At 61.8% G+C, this 14,763-nt stretch carries 13 protein-coding genes; 9 read left to right on the top strand and 4 right to left on the bottom strand.

The window, feature by feature from the left end; genetic code table 11:
• Position 1: 1 nt before the first annotated feature.
• From K5K89_RS16025 to K5K89_RS16005, 5 genes are all read left to right on the top strand, one after another.
• Positions 2-1,624 carry an ArnT family glycosyltransferase gene (locus K5K89_RS16025; RefSeq protein WP_222539768.1) on the top strand — a complete coding sequence of 541 codons (1,623 nt, stop codon included), beginning with the start codon at positions 2-4 and terminating at the stop codon, positions 1,622-1,624.
• A 168-nt stretch (positions 1,625-1,792) separates the two neighbouring features.
• On the top strand, positions 1,793-2,026 hold the full coding sequence (locus K5K89_RS16020; RefSeq protein WP_130898151.1) for a type VI secretion system contractile sheath small subunit: 234 nt from the start codon (positions 1,793-1,795) through the stop codon (positions 2,024-2,026).
• A 175-nt stretch (positions 2,027-2,201) separates the two neighbouring features.
• Positions 2,202-2,912: an HPP family protein gene (locus K5K89_RS16015; protein ID WP_222539767.1), complete on the top strand. Its 711-nt coding sequence runs from the start codon at positions 2,202-2,204 to the stop codon at positions 2,910-2,912.
• Between the two features lie 141 nt (positions 2,913-3,053).
• A complete protein-coding gene (locus K5K89_RS16010; protein WP_222539766.1) occupies positions 3,054-4,157 on the top strand; it encodes an enoyl-CoA hydratase/isomerase family protein in 1,104 nt (367 codons plus the stop codon).
• 3 nt (positions 4,158-4,160) lie between these two features.
• Positions 4,161-5,312, top strand: a complete 1,152-nt coding sequence (locus K5K89_RS16005; protein WP_222539765.1) for an acyl-CoA dehydrogenase family protein — start codon at positions 4,161-4,163, stop codon at positions 5,310-5,312.
• Positions 5,313-5,368: 56 nt separating this feature from the next.
• On the opposite strand, the gene K5K89_RS16000 is transcribed toward K5K89_RS16005, so the two are convergent.
• Genes K5K89_RS16000 through K5K89_RS15985 form a run of 4 tightly spaced genes read right to left on the bottom strand, consistent with a single transcriptional unit; the run spans position 5,369 to position 9,255 of the window.
• Positions 5,369-6,142, bottom strand: coding sequence for an enoyl-CoA hydratase (locus K5K89_RS16000; RefSeq protein WP_017738134.1), 774 nt, complete (start codon positions 6,140-6,142; stop codon positions 5,369-5,371).
• Positions 6,143-6,153: 11 nt separating this feature from the next.
• The gene (locus K5K89_RS15995) at positions 6,154-7,281 is read right to left on the bottom strand and encodes an acyl-CoA dehydrogenase (protein WP_071488296.1); all 1,128 of its coding nucleotides are present in this window, start codon (positions 7,279-7,281) and stop codon (positions 6,154-6,156) included.
• Positions 7,282-7,290: 9 nt separating this feature from the next.
• Positions 7,291-8,475, bottom strand: coding sequence for an acetyl-CoA C-acyltransferase (locus tag K5K89_RS15990; protein ID WP_409996272.1), 1,185 nt, complete (start codon positions 8,473-8,475; stop codon positions 7,291-7,293).
• Between the two features lie 12 nt (positions 8,476-8,487).
• Positions 8,488-9,255, bottom strand: coding sequence for an SDR family NAD(P)-dependent oxidoreductase (locus K5K89_RS15985; RefSeq protein WP_222539764.1), 768 nt, complete (start codon positions 9,253-9,255; stop codon positions 8,488-8,490).
• Between the two features lie 201 nt (positions 9,256-9,456).
• On the opposite strand from K5K89_RS15985, the gene K5K89_RS15980 reads away from it, so the two are divergent.
• From K5K89_RS15980 to K5K89_RS15965, 4 genes are all read left to right on the top strand, one after another.
• The gene (locus K5K89_RS15980) at positions 9,457-10,350 is read left to right on the top strand and encodes a bestrophin family protein (RefSeq protein ID WP_222539763.1); all 894 of its coding nucleotides are present in this window, start codon (positions 9,457-9,459) and stop codon (positions 10,348-10,350) included.
• 70 nt (positions 10,351-10,420) lie between these two features.
• The gene (locus K5K89_RS15975) at positions 10,421-11,479 is read left to right on the top strand and encodes a tetratricopeptide repeat protein (RefSeq protein ID WP_071488292.1); all 1,059 of its coding nucleotides are present in this window, start codon (positions 10,421-10,423) and stop codon (positions 11,477-11,479) included.
• 106 nt (positions 11,480-11,585) lie between these two features.
• Positions 11,586-13,091 carry an ATPase domain-containing protein gene (locus tag K5K89_RS15970; protein ID WP_071488291.1) on the top strand — a complete coding sequence of 502 codons (1,506 nt, stop codon included), beginning with the start codon at positions 11,586-11,588 and terminating at the stop codon, positions 13,089-13,091.
• On the top strand, positions 13,088-14,758 hold the full coding sequence (locus K5K89_RS15965) for an ATP-binding protein (protein WP_222539762.1): 1,671 nt from the start codon (positions 13,088-13,090) through the stop codon (positions 14,756-14,758). The genes K5K89_RS15970 and K5K89_RS15965 overlap by 4 nt, the downstream gene beginning before the upstream one ends.
• Positions 14,759-14,763: the final 5 nt, after the last annotated feature.

Below are 14,763 nucleotides of genomic sequence, written 5' to 3'. Positions count from 1 at the left end.
CGTGAACAAAGCTCAACCGTCCCCGCTGAATGCAACGATCAGCCGCCAATCCCTTGGTTTGGGATTGCTGGCGTTGTTGCTGTTTATCGCTGGCAACTGGCACCAGGCAATCATCGGTTTCGACTCGCGCTTTGTGTTGTTTGCCCAGGAAATGCTGCGTCATGGCCCCAGCGTCTTCCCCACCACCTATGGGCAGCCTTATGCGGATTACCTGGCCACCTCGACACTGTTGACCTGGCTGGTTTCACTGCCCCTGGGCCAGGTCACCAGCCTCACGGCCTGGTTGCCCACGGCGATCGCCTCGGCGTTTATCGTCACCTTGGTGTATCGCCTGACGGCGCCCTACTCCCAGCGCTGGGGGCTGCTGAGCATTGCGCTCCTGTTGTTGAGCAGCAACTTCATCAGCGAAACCCGTGCGGTGTCCCTCGACCAAATGCTGGCTGCCATCGCCCTGGCGGTGTTTTACCTGGGTTACGCCCATGATCACTTCGGGTCCGCTAAACGCCTGCATTGGCTGTACCTGCTGCTGATCCTGGGCTTTGCCGTGCGTGGGCCGATTGGCCTGGTGATTCCTACGGGCGTGCTCTGCAGCTACTACCTCATCAACCGGCAATGGCGCCAGTTGTTCAGTTTCGGCTTGCTGGCGCTGGCATTGCTGGTGGCATGCGTGGGCCTGTTGCTGCTGATGGCCAAGTTGAGCGGTGGCGAAAGCTTCATGCAGGACGTGATCCGCATGCAGTTCCTCGGCCGCATGGATGGCAGCGAAGGTTCGAGCGGCATGCTGTACTACTTCACCAGTTCGCTGGGCAATTACGCCTTGGCGTATCCGATGGCGCTGCTGGTACTGCTGGCCATGGTGCTCAGCGGGCGCCGCGCGCCGGGACCGGCATTGCAGTTGGTGTGGTATTGCGCCGCCGCCGGCTTGCTGGTGATGGTCGGCCTGTCGATTCCCCAGGCGAAAAAAGCACGTTACGTGCTGCCGATGTTGCCCATGGCGGCGATCATTGCGGCATACCCGTTCCAGGTCGCACACGGACGGCTCTTCGCCGGGCTGCGTGGGCTGATGCTGGGGATCTGGACGTTGTTGCCGACGCTGTTGATCGTCGGCCTGCTGTTGGCACGACCGCGCTACCCTGAGCAGTTGAGCCATCTCGGCTGGATGTTGGGCGTGCTGGGCGGCCTGCAGGTGCTGGCCTTGGTGACACTCTTCAAGAGCCGCCTGCGTCCGGTCGGGCCGGCCTTTGCCGCGGTGCTGGCAGTGTGGGCCTCCTATATCCTGGTGGTCGAGCCGCTGGAGCGCAGTATCTACGACACCCGCACCTTTACCTTACGGGTTCATGAGCAGGTGATGCAGCAACGCGCGCCGGTGGTGCTGCATGGCTTGGGCAAAGACGCCAAGGCCATCAAGTACATGGTCAACCTCGATTGCGACCAAGTGCCGTTGTTCACTCAGCAAGCCGCCGACCTCAAGCCACTCCAGGGACCCGCCTGGCTGGTGATGAGCCAAGTGGATTACGAAGGCTTGCAAGACCCGCGCTTTCGTTCCATCACGCCGACCCTGACCGGCGAATTCGACCGCAACCCTTACGTGCTGCTGCACCTGGCCAAACCTGCGCAACCTTGAGTCTGCGCCGGCGCTGCCGGCGCGGAAAATTCCCACGCAGCTTTACGTAATAACTGGTGCCGTTTCTCTTTCCTGCGTCCAAAACCCGACGGTAAACTCGCTTGCCGGGTGCGGTATTCATGTACCGCCACAGGTCATGGGTGACCACAAGGACGAGAGGACAACGCCGTGCCAGATGATGCTTCGCTTGATAACCCAGCCTTGACCAGCACCGAAGTGCATGTCGGCTATATTCCCCTGCCACCGCTGGACCGGCTGATGGGGTTGCGCGACGCATTGGTGGCGTTGAAAGGCCCGCTGGCCAGTGAACCCGGTTTGCAGGAGAACCTGCGCAAGCGTTTTTTCGATGAAGAGTCCAGTAATCGAGTGCTGGGTAAAGTCTGCTGCTCGATAGTAGTATGACCGTATTCCAATTCATTATTTTTGCATTCAACCCTCATTAATATGCATTGGCGCCTCTGCTCCACGCGCGGCACACTGCATGGGTTCCTTCCCCCAAATGTTGGAACTTTCAAAGGGCTTTTCCGGGCAACCAGACAAGCCTTTTTTTTGCCCGCTGTTTATGGACTGCCTCCCAATGCTCGCTCGCTGGTTCCCCGCTGCTATCAATACCCGCCCCACCGAATGGAGCCGTGCCGCGATCGGCATGGCCCTTGGCACCTTGTTCAGCGTCTGGTTGTGCTCCCAGGTGTTTGGCATGGATGTCGCGTTGCACCTGCTTGGCCCGCTGGGTGCGTCGGCCGTCCTGTTGTTCGCCGTGTCATCGGGTGCCTTGGCGCAACCTTGGTCGATTATCGGCAGCTACCTGTGCGCAGGCGTGATTGCCTTGCTGGTCACCCGTGTCCTCGGCCCGTCCCTGGGCGGCGCCTGCCTGGCGGCCGGCATGACCGTAATACTGATGTGCTGGTTGCGCTGCCTGCACCCGCCCGCCGGTGGCCTGGCCATGACGCTGGTCCTGGCAGACCCGGCGTCCGCCGCCCTGGGCTGGTATGAGCTGGGTGCGGTATTGCTCGGCGCCGGTGCGCTGCTGGCCTGCGCACTGGCGTATAACAACGCCACGCGCACGCGTTATCCCAAAGGCGCGGTGGAAGCACCGGCACCGCTACCGTTCACCCCCAGGGCCGACCGAGACCCTGGTATTACCGCCGCTGATTTGACACTGGCGCTGGCGCAAATGGAGCAGTTCTACGATGTGGAGCCCAGCGAACTGGAACAACTCATCCACGCGGCGCAAACCCACGCCAGGCGCCGTAGCATCGGCGAAACACTGGCCAGCCGGTTACCCTGAGCCGGTCGTGCGCTTGCTGCATAAATGCAAAAACGACCTGCAGGATTGAAGGTTGTACTGGGCAAATTTGCACTGGTACGATCGCGAGAAGGTTCATCCGTGAACATCTTGATAAAGAACAATAAAAGCAGGGAGTTATCGATGACTGCTCAGGTTTCATCCGAAGCAAGCCACGCCCAGATACTTCAGGACGAAGTCCTCGCCGAGGTCCGCAACCATATCGGCCACCTCACCCTCAATCGCCCCGCCGGCTTGAATGCCATTACCCTGGGCATGGTGCGCAGCCTCACGTCCCAGTTGCAGGCATGGGCTGATGATCCGCAGGTGTATGCCGTGGTCCTGCGCGGTGCCGGTGAAAAAGCCTTCTGTGCAGGTGGCGATATCCGTTCTCTGTACGACAGCTTCAAGAACGGCGACACCCTGCACCAAGACTTCTTCGTCGAGGAATATGCTCTGGATCTGGCCATCCACCACTACCGCAAGCCAGTCGTGGCACTGATGGACGGGTTTGTCCTGGGCGGCGGCATGGGCCTGGTGCAGGGCGCTGATTTGCGCGTAGTCACCGAGCGCAGCCGACTGGCGATGCCGGAAGTGGCCATCGGTTATTTCCCTGACGTGGGTGGCAGCTACTTTCTGCCGCGCATCCCCGGCGAATTGGGGGTCTACCTGGGCGTGACCGGGGTACAGATCCGCGCGGCCGACGCGCTGTATTGCGGGTTGGCTGATTGGTACCTGGAAAGCCACAAGCTCGCCGACCTTGACCAGAAGCTCGACCGCCTGCAATGGCACGACTCGCCGCTCAAAGACCTGCAGGGCGTGCTCGCCAAACTGGCCGTGCAGCAATTGCCCGATCCGCCGTTGGCCGCTCTGCGCCCCGCCATCGACCACTTTTTCGCGCTGCCGGATGTGCCGAGCATCGTTGAACAATTGCAGCAAGTCACCGTGGCCGACAGCCATGAATGGGCGTTGAGCACCGCTAACCTGATGCTGACCCGCTCCCCCCTGGCCATGGCTGTTACGTTGGAGATGTTGCGCCGCGGCCGGCGCCTGCCCCTGGAAGACTGTTTTGCCTTGGAGCTGCACCTGGACCGCCAATGGTTCGAGCGCGGCGACCTGATCGAAGGCGTGCGCGCGCTGATCATCGACAAAGACAAAAGCCCGCGCTGGAACCCGCCCACCCTGCACGGGCTGGCCCTCAGCCACGTTGAGAGCTTTTTTCATCACTTCGAGAAGGTTGCGAAATAAGCCATGCAAGACATTGAATACACTGAAGAACAAGTAATGATCCGCGACATGGCGCGTGACTTCGCCCGGGGTGAAATCGCACCGCACGCCCAAGCCTGGGAGAAAGCCGGCTGGATCGACGACGCCCTGGTGGCAAAGATGGGCGAACTGGGCCTGCTGGGCATGGTGGTGCCGGAAGAATGGGGCGGCACCTATGTCGATTACGTCGCCTATGCCCTCGCCGTCGAGGAGATTTCCGCGGGTGACGGTGCCACTGGCGCACTGATGAGTATCCATAATTCAGTGGGTTGCGGGCCGATTCTCAACTACGGCACAGATGAACAAAAACAGACCTGGCTGGGCGACCTCGCCAGCGGCCAGGCGATTGGCTGCTTCTGCCTGACCGAACCCCAGGCCGGTTCCGAAGCGCACAACCTGCGTACCCGTGCCGAACTGCGCGACGGCCAGTGGGTAATCAACGGGGCCAAGCAGTTCGTCAGTAATGGTAAACGCGCCAAACTGGCGATTGTATTTGCGGTGACTGATCCCGACCTGGGCAAGAAAGGCATCTCGGCGTTCCTGGTGCCCACCGCAACCCCGGGATTCGTGGTGGATCGTACCGAACACAAGATGGGCATCCGTGCGTCCGATACCTGCGCCGTGACCCTGAACCAGTGCAGCGTGCCCGAGGCCAACCTGCTGGGTGAGCGTGGCAAAGGCCTGGCCATCGCGCTGTCCAACCTGGAGGGTGGCCGCATCGGTATCGCCGCCCAGGCATTGGGCATCGCCCGCGCGGCATTTGACGCAGCGTTGGCCTATGCCCGTGATCGGGTGCAGTTCAACAAGGCAATCATCGAGCACCAGAGCGTGGCCAATTTGCTGGCCGACATGCAAACCCAGCTTAACGCCGCACGCTTGCTGATCCTGCACGCCGCACGGCTGCGCAGTGCCGGAAAACCCTGCTTGTCGGAAGCGTCCCAGGCCAAGCTGTTTGCCTCGGAAATGGCCGAGAAGGTTTGCTCATCGGCGATGCAGATTCACGGTGGGTACGGATACCTGGAGGATTATCCGGTGGAGCGTTACTACCGGGATGCGCGGATCACGCAGATTTACGAAGGAACCAGTGAGATTCAGCGGATGGTGATTGCCAGGCAGCTGAAGAACTATCAGCTCTAGCAATGTGGGAGGGGCAAGCCCCCTCCCACCTTTGATACTCAGTCTTTGACACCGGGTTATTTGTCCTTGAACTCCGGCGCGCGCTTGGCCACGAATGCCGCCATGCCTTCCTTCTGATCCTGCGTGGCGAACGCCGCATGGAACACCCGGCGCTCAAAGCGCACGCCTTCCGACAAGCTCACTTCGAATGCTCGGTTCACGCTTTCCTTGACCATCATGCTGATCGGCACCGACTTGCCGGCAATCAGCGTCGCGACTTTCAGCGCTTCTTCCAGCAGTTCATCGGCGGGTACGATACGCGCGACGATCCCGCAGCGCTCCGCTTCCACCGCATCGATAAAGCGCCCGGTCAGGCACATTTCCATGGCCTTGGCCTTGCCCACCGCACGGGTCAGGCGCTGGGTGCCGCCCATGCCCGGCAGTACGCCGAGGTTGATTTCCGGCTGGCCGAACTTGGCGCCGTCACCGGCCAGGATGAAGTCGCACATCAACGCCAGTTCGCAACCGCCGCCCAGGGCGAAGCCGTTGACGGCGGCGATGATCGGCTTGCGGCGGTTGGCCACGCGGTCGCTGTCGCTGAACAGATCGTCGAGGTAGATCTGCGGGTAGGTCAGCTCGGCCATTTCCTTGATGTCGGCACCGGCGGCGAAGGCTTTTTTCGAGCCGGTCAACACGATGCAGCCGATTTCCGGGTTGGCCTCCAGGCCGTCCAGCGCCTGGTTCAACTCGCTGACCAGTTGCGCGTTCAGGGCGTTCAAGGCTTGCGGGCGATTGAGGGTAATCAGCCCGACGCGGCCCTGGACTTCGAGCAAAATGGTTTCGTAACTCATGTATCGGCTCCTTAGAGATTGCGTGAGATGACCATGCGCTGGATATCGCTGGTGCCTTCGTAGATCTGGCAGACCCGCACGTCGCGGTAGATCCGCTCCAGAGGGAAGTCGCTCAGGTAACCGTAACCGCCCAGGGTTTGCAAGGCGGCCGAACAGACTTTCTCGGCCATTTCCGACGCAAACAGCTTGGCCATCGAGGCTTCCACCAGTGCCGGCTTGCCGCTGTCGCGCAGTGCAGCGGCGTAATGCACCATTTGCCGGGCAACCGCGATTTGCGTGGCCATGTCCGCCAGACGGAAAGCAACGGCCTGGTGCTCGATGATGGGTTTGCCGAAGCTTTCGCGCTCGCGGGCGTAGTCGCGGGCTGCTTCAAAGGCGGCGCGGGCCATGCCCACCGATTGCGAGGCAATGCCTACGCGCCCACCTTCCAGGTTGGCCAGGGCAATCCTGTAGCCTTCGCCCTCCTCCCCCAGACGGTTGGCGACAGGAACCTTCACGTCCTCAAACAGGATCTGGCAGGTATCGGAGGCATGCTGGCCCAGTTTGTCCTCAACCCGCGCCACGCTGTAGCCCGGCGAGTCGGTTGGCACGATAAACGCGCTGATCCCGCGCTTGCCCGCCGCCGGGTCGGTCACGGCAAACACAATCACCACGCCGGCGTTCTGCCCGGAGGTGATGAACTGTTTGCAGCCATTGAGCACGTAATGGTCGCCTTCAAGGCGTGCGCGGGTCTTCAGGCTACTGGCATCAGAGCCGGCCTGGGGCTCGGTCAATGCAAACGCGCCGAGCATGGCGCCACTGGCAAGGGGCTTGAGGAATTGCTCTTTCTGCTGGTCGTTACCGAACTTGAGAATCGGCACGCAGCCCACCGAGTTGTGCACGCTCATGATGGTCGAGCAGGCCCCGTCACCGGCGGCAATTTCTTCCAGCGCCATGGCGTAGGCCAGGTAACCGGTGTCGCAACCGCCCCACTGTTCCGGCACCAGCATGCCGAAAAAGCCCAGCTCGGCCATTTCACCAATGGCTTGCGTGGGGAACCGGTGCTCGCGGTCCCACTCGGCGGCAAAGGGTTTCAGGCGTTCCTGGGCAAATTGCCGGGCGGCGTCGCTGATTTGCAGTTGTTCTTCATTGGGCAGCATGGTGGTTCCTTAGTACAGGCATTCGACGGCCATGGCCGTGGCTTCACCGCCGCCGATGCAGATGGCGGCGACGCCACGCTTGAGGCCTTTCTGGCGCAGGGCCGAAAGCAAGGTCACCAGGATCCGTGCACCGGAGGCACCGATCGGATGGCCCAGGGCGCAGGCACCGCCATGCACATTCACCTTGGCATGGGGGATCTCCAGCTTGCTCATGGTCACCAGGCTGACCACGGCAAAGGCTTCGTTGATTTCGAACAGATCGACCTCACCCAGGCTCCAGCCGGTCTTGCTCATCAGTTTGCGGATCGCTCCCACCGGCGCCACCGGGAACAACCCCGGCTGGTCGGCGAACGCCGCATGCCCATGGATCACCGCCAAAGGCTTGAGGCCACGTTTCTGTGCATCGGACTGGCGCATCAGCAACAAGGCCGCCGCACCGTCGGAAATCGAGCTGGAGTTGGCGGCCGTCACGGTGCCGCCTTCACGGAAGGCCGGTTTCAGGCTGGTGATCTTGTCCAGCTTGGCCTTGGGCGGCTGTTCGTCATGCAGGATGGTTTTCTGTTCTTTGCCCACGGTGACCTGCACCGGGACGATTTCTGCGGCAAAGCTGCCATGGGTAATAGCTTCTTGCGCCCGGGTCAGCGAAGCGATGGCGAACGCATCCTGGGCCTCGCGGGTAAAACCGTTGTGCAGGGCGCAGTCTTCGGCAAAGGTGCCCATCAGGCGGCCCTTGTCGTAGGCGTCTTCGAGGCCGTCGAGGAACATGTGATCGAGCACCTTGCCGTGGCCCATGCGGTAGCCGCTGCGCGCACGGTCCAGCAGGTACGGCGCGTTGGACATGCTTTCCATGCCACCCGCAATCACCACGTCGACGCTGCCGGCCAGCAGTGAATCATGGGCCAGGATCGCGGCCTCCATGCCCGAACCGCACATCTTGTTGAGGGTGGTGCAGCGCGTGCCCTTGTCCAGCCCGGCGCCCAGCGCAGCCTGACGTGCCGGTGCCTGGCCGAGGCCTGCGGGCAGTACGCAGCCGAACAGTACTTCATCCACGGCGTCGGGGGCGACACCGGCACGCTCGACGGCGGCGCGAATCGCAGCGGAACCCAACTGCGGCGCGGTCAGGCCCTTGAGGTCGCCCTGGAACCCACCCATGGGCGTGCGCACAGCGCTGACGATAACGATAGGATCGGTCATGGGAATTGCTCCTTATTTGGCCGCCATGCGCAAGGCACCGTCGAGACGGATCACCTCGCCATTGAGCATGCTGTTTTCAATGATGTGCCGCACCAGCGCGGCGTATTCGGCGGGTTTGCCCAAGCGCGGCGGGAATGGCACGCCAGCGGCCAGGGAGTCGCGCACTTCCGGCGTCATGCCGGCCATCATCGGGGTCTCAAAGATGCCGGGGGCGATGGTCATCACGCGAATACCAAAGCGCGCCAGCTCACGTGCCGCAGGCAGCGTAAGGCTGGCAATGGCGCCCTTGGACGCGGCATACGCCGCCTGGCCGATCTGCCCGTCAAACGCCGCTACCGAAGCGGTATTGATGATCACGCCGCGTTCGCCATCGGCATTTGCCTCGGTTTCGGCGATGGCGGCGGCGGCCAGGCGCAGCAGGTTGAAGCTACCGATCAGGTTGACGTTGATCACCTGGGCAAAGCTCGCCAGCCCATGGGGGCCCTTCTTGCCGAGGATTTTCTCGCCACGCACCACACCGGCGCAGTTCACCAGCCCATGCAAACCGCCAAACGCCGCAAGCGTCGCCCCCACCGCCGCTTCGGCAGCCGCTTCCTGGCTGATATCCGCCACGCAGCTGCGTGCGTTGTCGCCAAGCTGCCTGGCCTTGGCTGCCACGGCGTCGGCATTCAGGTCCACCAGCATGACCTTGGCGCCAGCGCCAATCAGCATCTCGGCAGTCGCCGCGCCCAAGCCCGATGCGCCCCCGCTGACCAGGAAGCTCTTGTTCTCAATCTGCATTGTTGTTTCCTTGAACGGTCCGAATCGTCGAAATAGTCGCGCCAGAGCCGCCCGCCGACAATGGTCAAAGCCTTCAACCTGCCTGACTGTTTTGGCCAGTCATCGACCCCACCGATCATCCGGTCGGCCCAAGCGATTGGACGCTTGCGACGCTTGCTTCTAACCTGATGGCTTGCGCCACCTGAAGAAGCCCATCTCTGCATGATAGTCCGCCCCAAACCCAACCTCCTCGGCATCCTGTTCTCGCTCAAGGGTTCGATTGCCAAGCGCATCGCCCTGCGCAGCCTGCTGGTCACGCTGCTGGCCTCGGTGATCGTGCTGGTGGAAACCCTGCACCCGGCCTACTTCTCCAAGGTCAATGCCACGCCGTTCACCCTGCTCGGGCTGTCGTTGTCGATTTTCATGAGTTTTCGCAACAACGCCTGCTATGACCGCTGGTGGGAAGGCCGCAAGCAATTGGGGCAGATGATCATCGATGTGCGTTCGCTGATCCGCGAAACCCAGGTGCTCACAGATCCGGCTGAGCGTGCTGGCCTGCTGCGCAGCCTGTGCGGCTTCTCCCACGGCCTGGTTGCACGGTTGCGCCATGAGGATGAAGCCCGGGCCATCAAGCCGTGGGGGACGGTCCAGGCCAATCACCCCAACCTCACCGACAGCCTGCTGCAACAGCTGGGCGCCCGGTTTTCGGTGCTGGCCGAGCAAGGTGTGATCAGCGAGTGGCGCTACACACAATGGGAAACCCGACTGGTGAGCCTCAGCCAGGTGCAGGCGTCCTGCGAGCGCATCAAGAGCACGCCGCTGCCCTTCCCCTATACCCTGCTGCTGCATCGCACCATTTACCTGTTCTGCATTTTGCTGCCGTTTGCCATGGCCGAGCCGCTGGGATGGTTGACGCCAGTGTTCACCGCGATTGTCAGCTACACCTTCTTCGGCCTCGATGAAATCGGCGATGACCTGGAGGACCCGTTCGGTTTTGACGAGAACGACCTGCCCTGCAATGCCCTCCTGCGCACCCTGGAACGCGAAGTGTTGGCCGCCCTCGGTGAAACCGACCTGCCGCCACCCCTGGAGCCGGAGGACTACGTGCTCACCTGACGCGGGTTTGACACCCGTCGTGGTCTGACCGAAGCTGACGGCTTTGCTGCCCTCGCTTTCGGACGCCTGCATGTCAAAGTCACGCCGTTATTCCATCGTCGGCCTGTGCGCCCTGCTGTTGATTGTGCTGCTCACCTGGTATTTCTCTCGCGCCACCCCGGCAGTCGTGCCCCCCGCGATTGCCCACGGTTATTCAAAAGCCTTGAAACAGGCGCGCAACGGTGAGCCCGGTGCGGCGCGTGTGTTGTACCAGCAACTGGGTCGACCGGATCTGTCGCCCGAGCGCCGCGCCGCGTTGCACGCCGAACTGCCCAACTACCCCAGCCCCCAGGCGCTGAAACTGGCGGACAAAGACCTGGCCAGTGACTCACCGCTGGTACGCGAGGCTGCCATCCACAGCATTGTCGGCCTGGTGCCCACCGGCCAGCGCACGCTGCTGCTCGGCCCGGTGCTGGATGATCCCGAGCAAGAGGTACGGTTTGCCGCCGCCAATGCCTTGCTTGGCCTGTCTCCCGATACTCTGGGCCTGTACTTCGGGCCGTTGCAGCAGGTGCTGGATGAGTTTGTGAAAAAGCTCAAGGCCCAGCCCGAAACCGCCGAAGGCTGGATTCAACTGGCGCGCCTGTACATTCACAGCGCCCTGCTGCCGGACGCACAAAACGCGCTTGAGCAGGCCATGCGCCTGCAACCGGATAACCTGCAAGCCGTGGTCGCGCAGATCGAGCTGCTGGACAAGCAAGGCAAGACCGAGGAGTCCCGCCAATTGTTGGCACGCCAGCTGGCCGCGCATCCGGAGTCGGCCTACCTGCAACATGCGCTGGGCATGTGGCTGCTGCACCATGGTGAACGCCCCTACGCCCTGCTCGGCCTGTCCAAGGCGGTGGAGCTGGAGCCGGATAATCAGGATTACCGCTACGACCTCGCGACGACGTTGCATGCGCAAGAGGAATTGGAGGCTGCGCAGCGCCAACTCGAAGAGATCATCCAACGCCACCCGGCCAATCGCAAAGCCCGGGTATTGCTGGTCAATTATTGGAAAGAAAGCGGCCAGTTGCAGAACGTCCAGGTCCTGCTCGCCCAGCTCGAGCAACAGAATCCGGACGATCCTGCATTGCAGCAAGGCCTGTAGGCCGGACTGGAATTTGTTGAACCGCCACAAATTGCTACGGTCAAGAGAACATGGCGCGTCCATTTGGGCGCGCATCCTCTACTCGTATGTGACCTGAGGGCACTTCTTGTCTACATCCCAAGCGCAATTACCCGAAGAGAAAGCGGCCACTGGCATTGACGGTCTTGATGACATTCTTGCCGGGGGGCTCTCGCGCAGTCACCTGTTCCTGCTGGAAGGTGAACCCGGCACCGGTAAAACCACGGTCGCCCTGCACTTCCTGCAGTCCGGGGCCAGAGACGGCGAGCGATCGCTGTACATCACCCTGTCGGAAACCGAGCGTGAGTTGCGCCAAGGCGCCAAGTCCCATGGCTGGGACCTGGATGACAATATCCATATCTTCGAACTGACGCCGCCGGAAAGCCTGCTCAACGCCGACCACCAGCAGAGCCTGCTGTACTCCTCCGACCTGGAACTGGGCGAGGCCACGCGCCAGATCTTTGAAGTGGTGGAAAAGGTCAAGCCAAAGCGTGTGGTCATCGACAGTCTTTCGGAGATCCGCCTGCTCGCACAAAGCTCCCTGCGCTACCGTCGGCAGATCCTCGCGATCAAGCACTATTTCGTGCGTTACGACACCACAGTGCTGTTGCTGGACGACCTGACCACCGAATCCCTCGATAAAACCGTGCACAGCGTGGCGCATGGCGTGATCCGCCTGGAAGAGCTGACCCCCAACTACGGTGCCGAGCGCCGTCGCGTGCGGGTGGTCAAGTACCGGGGCCAGAAATACCGGGGCGGCTTTCACGACTTCACCATCATGGGCGACGGCGTTCATGTATTCCCGCGCCTGGTGGCGGCCGAACATCGTGGCGGCTACAAGCGCGAGACCTTGAGCAGCGGCATCGCCGCGCTGGATGCGTTGATGGGCGGCGGTGTCGAGACCGGTTCCAGCAGCCTGATCCTCGGCCCGGCCGGTACCGGCAAGTCGTTGATCTCAATGATCTTTGCCGCAGCCGCCGTGGCGCGGGGCGAGAAAGCCGCGTTGTTTATCTTCGATGAAGAACTGGGGCTGCTGTTCGAACGCATGAGAAACATGGGGATCGACCTCGCCGCCCTGCAGGCGACCGGTAACCTGTTGATCGAACAGGTGGATGCGGCCGAATTGTCTCCGGGCGAGTTTTCCCACCGGGTGCGCCGCTGTGTCGATGAGCGCGGCATCAAGACGGTGGTGATCGACAGCATCAACGGCTACCAGGCGGCCATGCCCGAAGAAAATGCGCTGATCCTGCATATGCACGAGTTGCTGCTCTACCTCAACCGCCGCGGCGCAGCGACGTTCATGACCGTCGCCCAACACGGGCTGGTCGGCGACATGCAGGCGCCTGTGGACATCACCTATCTGGCCGATACGGTCATTCTGCTGCGCTACTTCGAAGCATTGGGCAAGGTGCGCCGCGCCATCTCGATCATCAAGAAGCGCACCGGCAGCCATGAAGCCACTATTCGTGAATACCGGATTGGCGCCCAGGGGATGACGGTTGGCGAACCGCTGGATAATTTCCAGGGGGTCCTGCGCGGTATTCCGACCTACATGGGCGCCGGCTCCCCGCTGCTCAAGGATGAGGGGGTGTGACGGGCCTCATTCCGGTCTCCGAGCGTGCAATCGTATTGGCGCCAATGGGACGCGATGGCTCGCTGGCGCTGATGATGCTCAATGAAGCCGGGTACGCCGGCATCGTCGCCAGCAACCTTGGGGCATTGTGCGAGGCCCTGCAGGAGGGCGCCGGGCTGCTGATCATCGCCGCCGAAGCCCTGCGTGGGGTGGATCTTGACCCGCTGTTGACCTACCTGCACCAGCAGCCGGCATGGTCGGACTTGCCCATTGTGTTGATGACCCACCACGGCGGGACCGAACAGAATGGCTCATCCCACCTGAGCGGCCTGCTGGGCAATGTGACCTTCCTGGAGCGCCCCTTCCACCCGGTAACGCTGATCAGCCTGGTGAGCACCGCCTTGCGCGGTCGCCGCCGGCAATACGAAGCCCGCGACCGCCTGATCGACCTGAGCGATAGTGAGCTGCGCCTGCAACGCACGCTTGAAACCCTTGAACAGCAAGTCGAGGAACGTACCGCCCAACTGCGCAGCAATGAAGAGGCACTGCGCCAATCACAAAAAATGGAAGCCGTCGGCCAATTGACCGGTGGTATCGCCCATGACTTCAACAATATGCTCACCGGCATCATCGGCAGCCTGGAGCTGCTGCGAAGGCGTGTGTCCCGAGGCAAGTTGGACGATCTCGACAGCTTGATCGACCTGGGGGTGACCTCGGCCAACCGTGCCGCCGGCCTCACCCACCGCCTGCTGGCGTTCTCGCGCCGTCAATCCCTTGATTCCAAACCGGTGCAGATCAACCGCCTGGTTACCTCCATGGGGGAGCTGCTGCAACGCAGCATCAACGAAAGTATTCGCTTGGATATGCGTCTGGCGACTGATCTATGGACGGCCGAGGCCGATCCCAACCAATTGGAAAGCGCCCTGCTCAACCTGGTCATCAATGCCCGCGACGCCATGCCCGGTGGCGGCAGCCTGTCCGTGGAGACCACCAACCGGCATCTCGACAGCGTGTTCACCGCCGCCTACGGCACCTTGAAGCCCGGTGACTACGTTGAGTTGAGCGTCAGCGACACCGGCTGTGGCATTCCGGAAAGTGTGATGGGCCGCGTGTTCGACCCGTTTTTCACCACCAAGCCCATCGGCCAGGGCACCGGCCTTGGGCTCTCGATGATCTATGGCTTCGCCCGCCAGTCCCATGGCCATGTGACCATCCATAGTGAAGTAGGAAAAGGCACCACGGTGAGCCTGTTTCTGCCACGGTTTATCGGTGAAGTTGTCGCCGATGCCGTGGTGGATCCGGCGTTGTTGCCGTTCGCCAATGCCGGTGAAACCGTGCTGATTGTCGAAGACGACCCGGCCGTACGGGTGCTGGTCAGCGCGGTTCTGAAGGAGCTGGGATACGGGTTTGTGGAAGCTGTCGACGCCAACTCCGCCGTGCCCATTATCGAGTCGGAACAGCGTATAGATTTGATGATCAGCGACGTTGGCCTGCCCGGTATGAATGGTCGTCAATTGGCGGAAATCGGCCGACAGATACGCCCGCAACTCAAGGTTCTGTTCATTACGGGGTATGCCGAGCATGCAGCCGTGCGGGGTGGGTTCCTCGACCCGGGCATGCAACTGATCACCAAACCGTTCACGTTTGATCTGTTGACGGCAAAAGTCCGAGAAATGATCAGGGATTAGGGCTG

Source organism: Pseudomonas sp. DR208 (genome assembly GCF_019823005.1).
In the GTDB taxonomy this organism is placed as follows: Bacteria; Pseudomonadota; Gammaproteobacteria; order Pseudomonadales; family Pseudomonadaceae; genus Aquipseudomonas; species Aquipseudomonas extremorientalis.
Note: the sequence above shows the minus strand (reverse complement) of the source record. Positions and strands in the feature narration are given on the sequence as shown.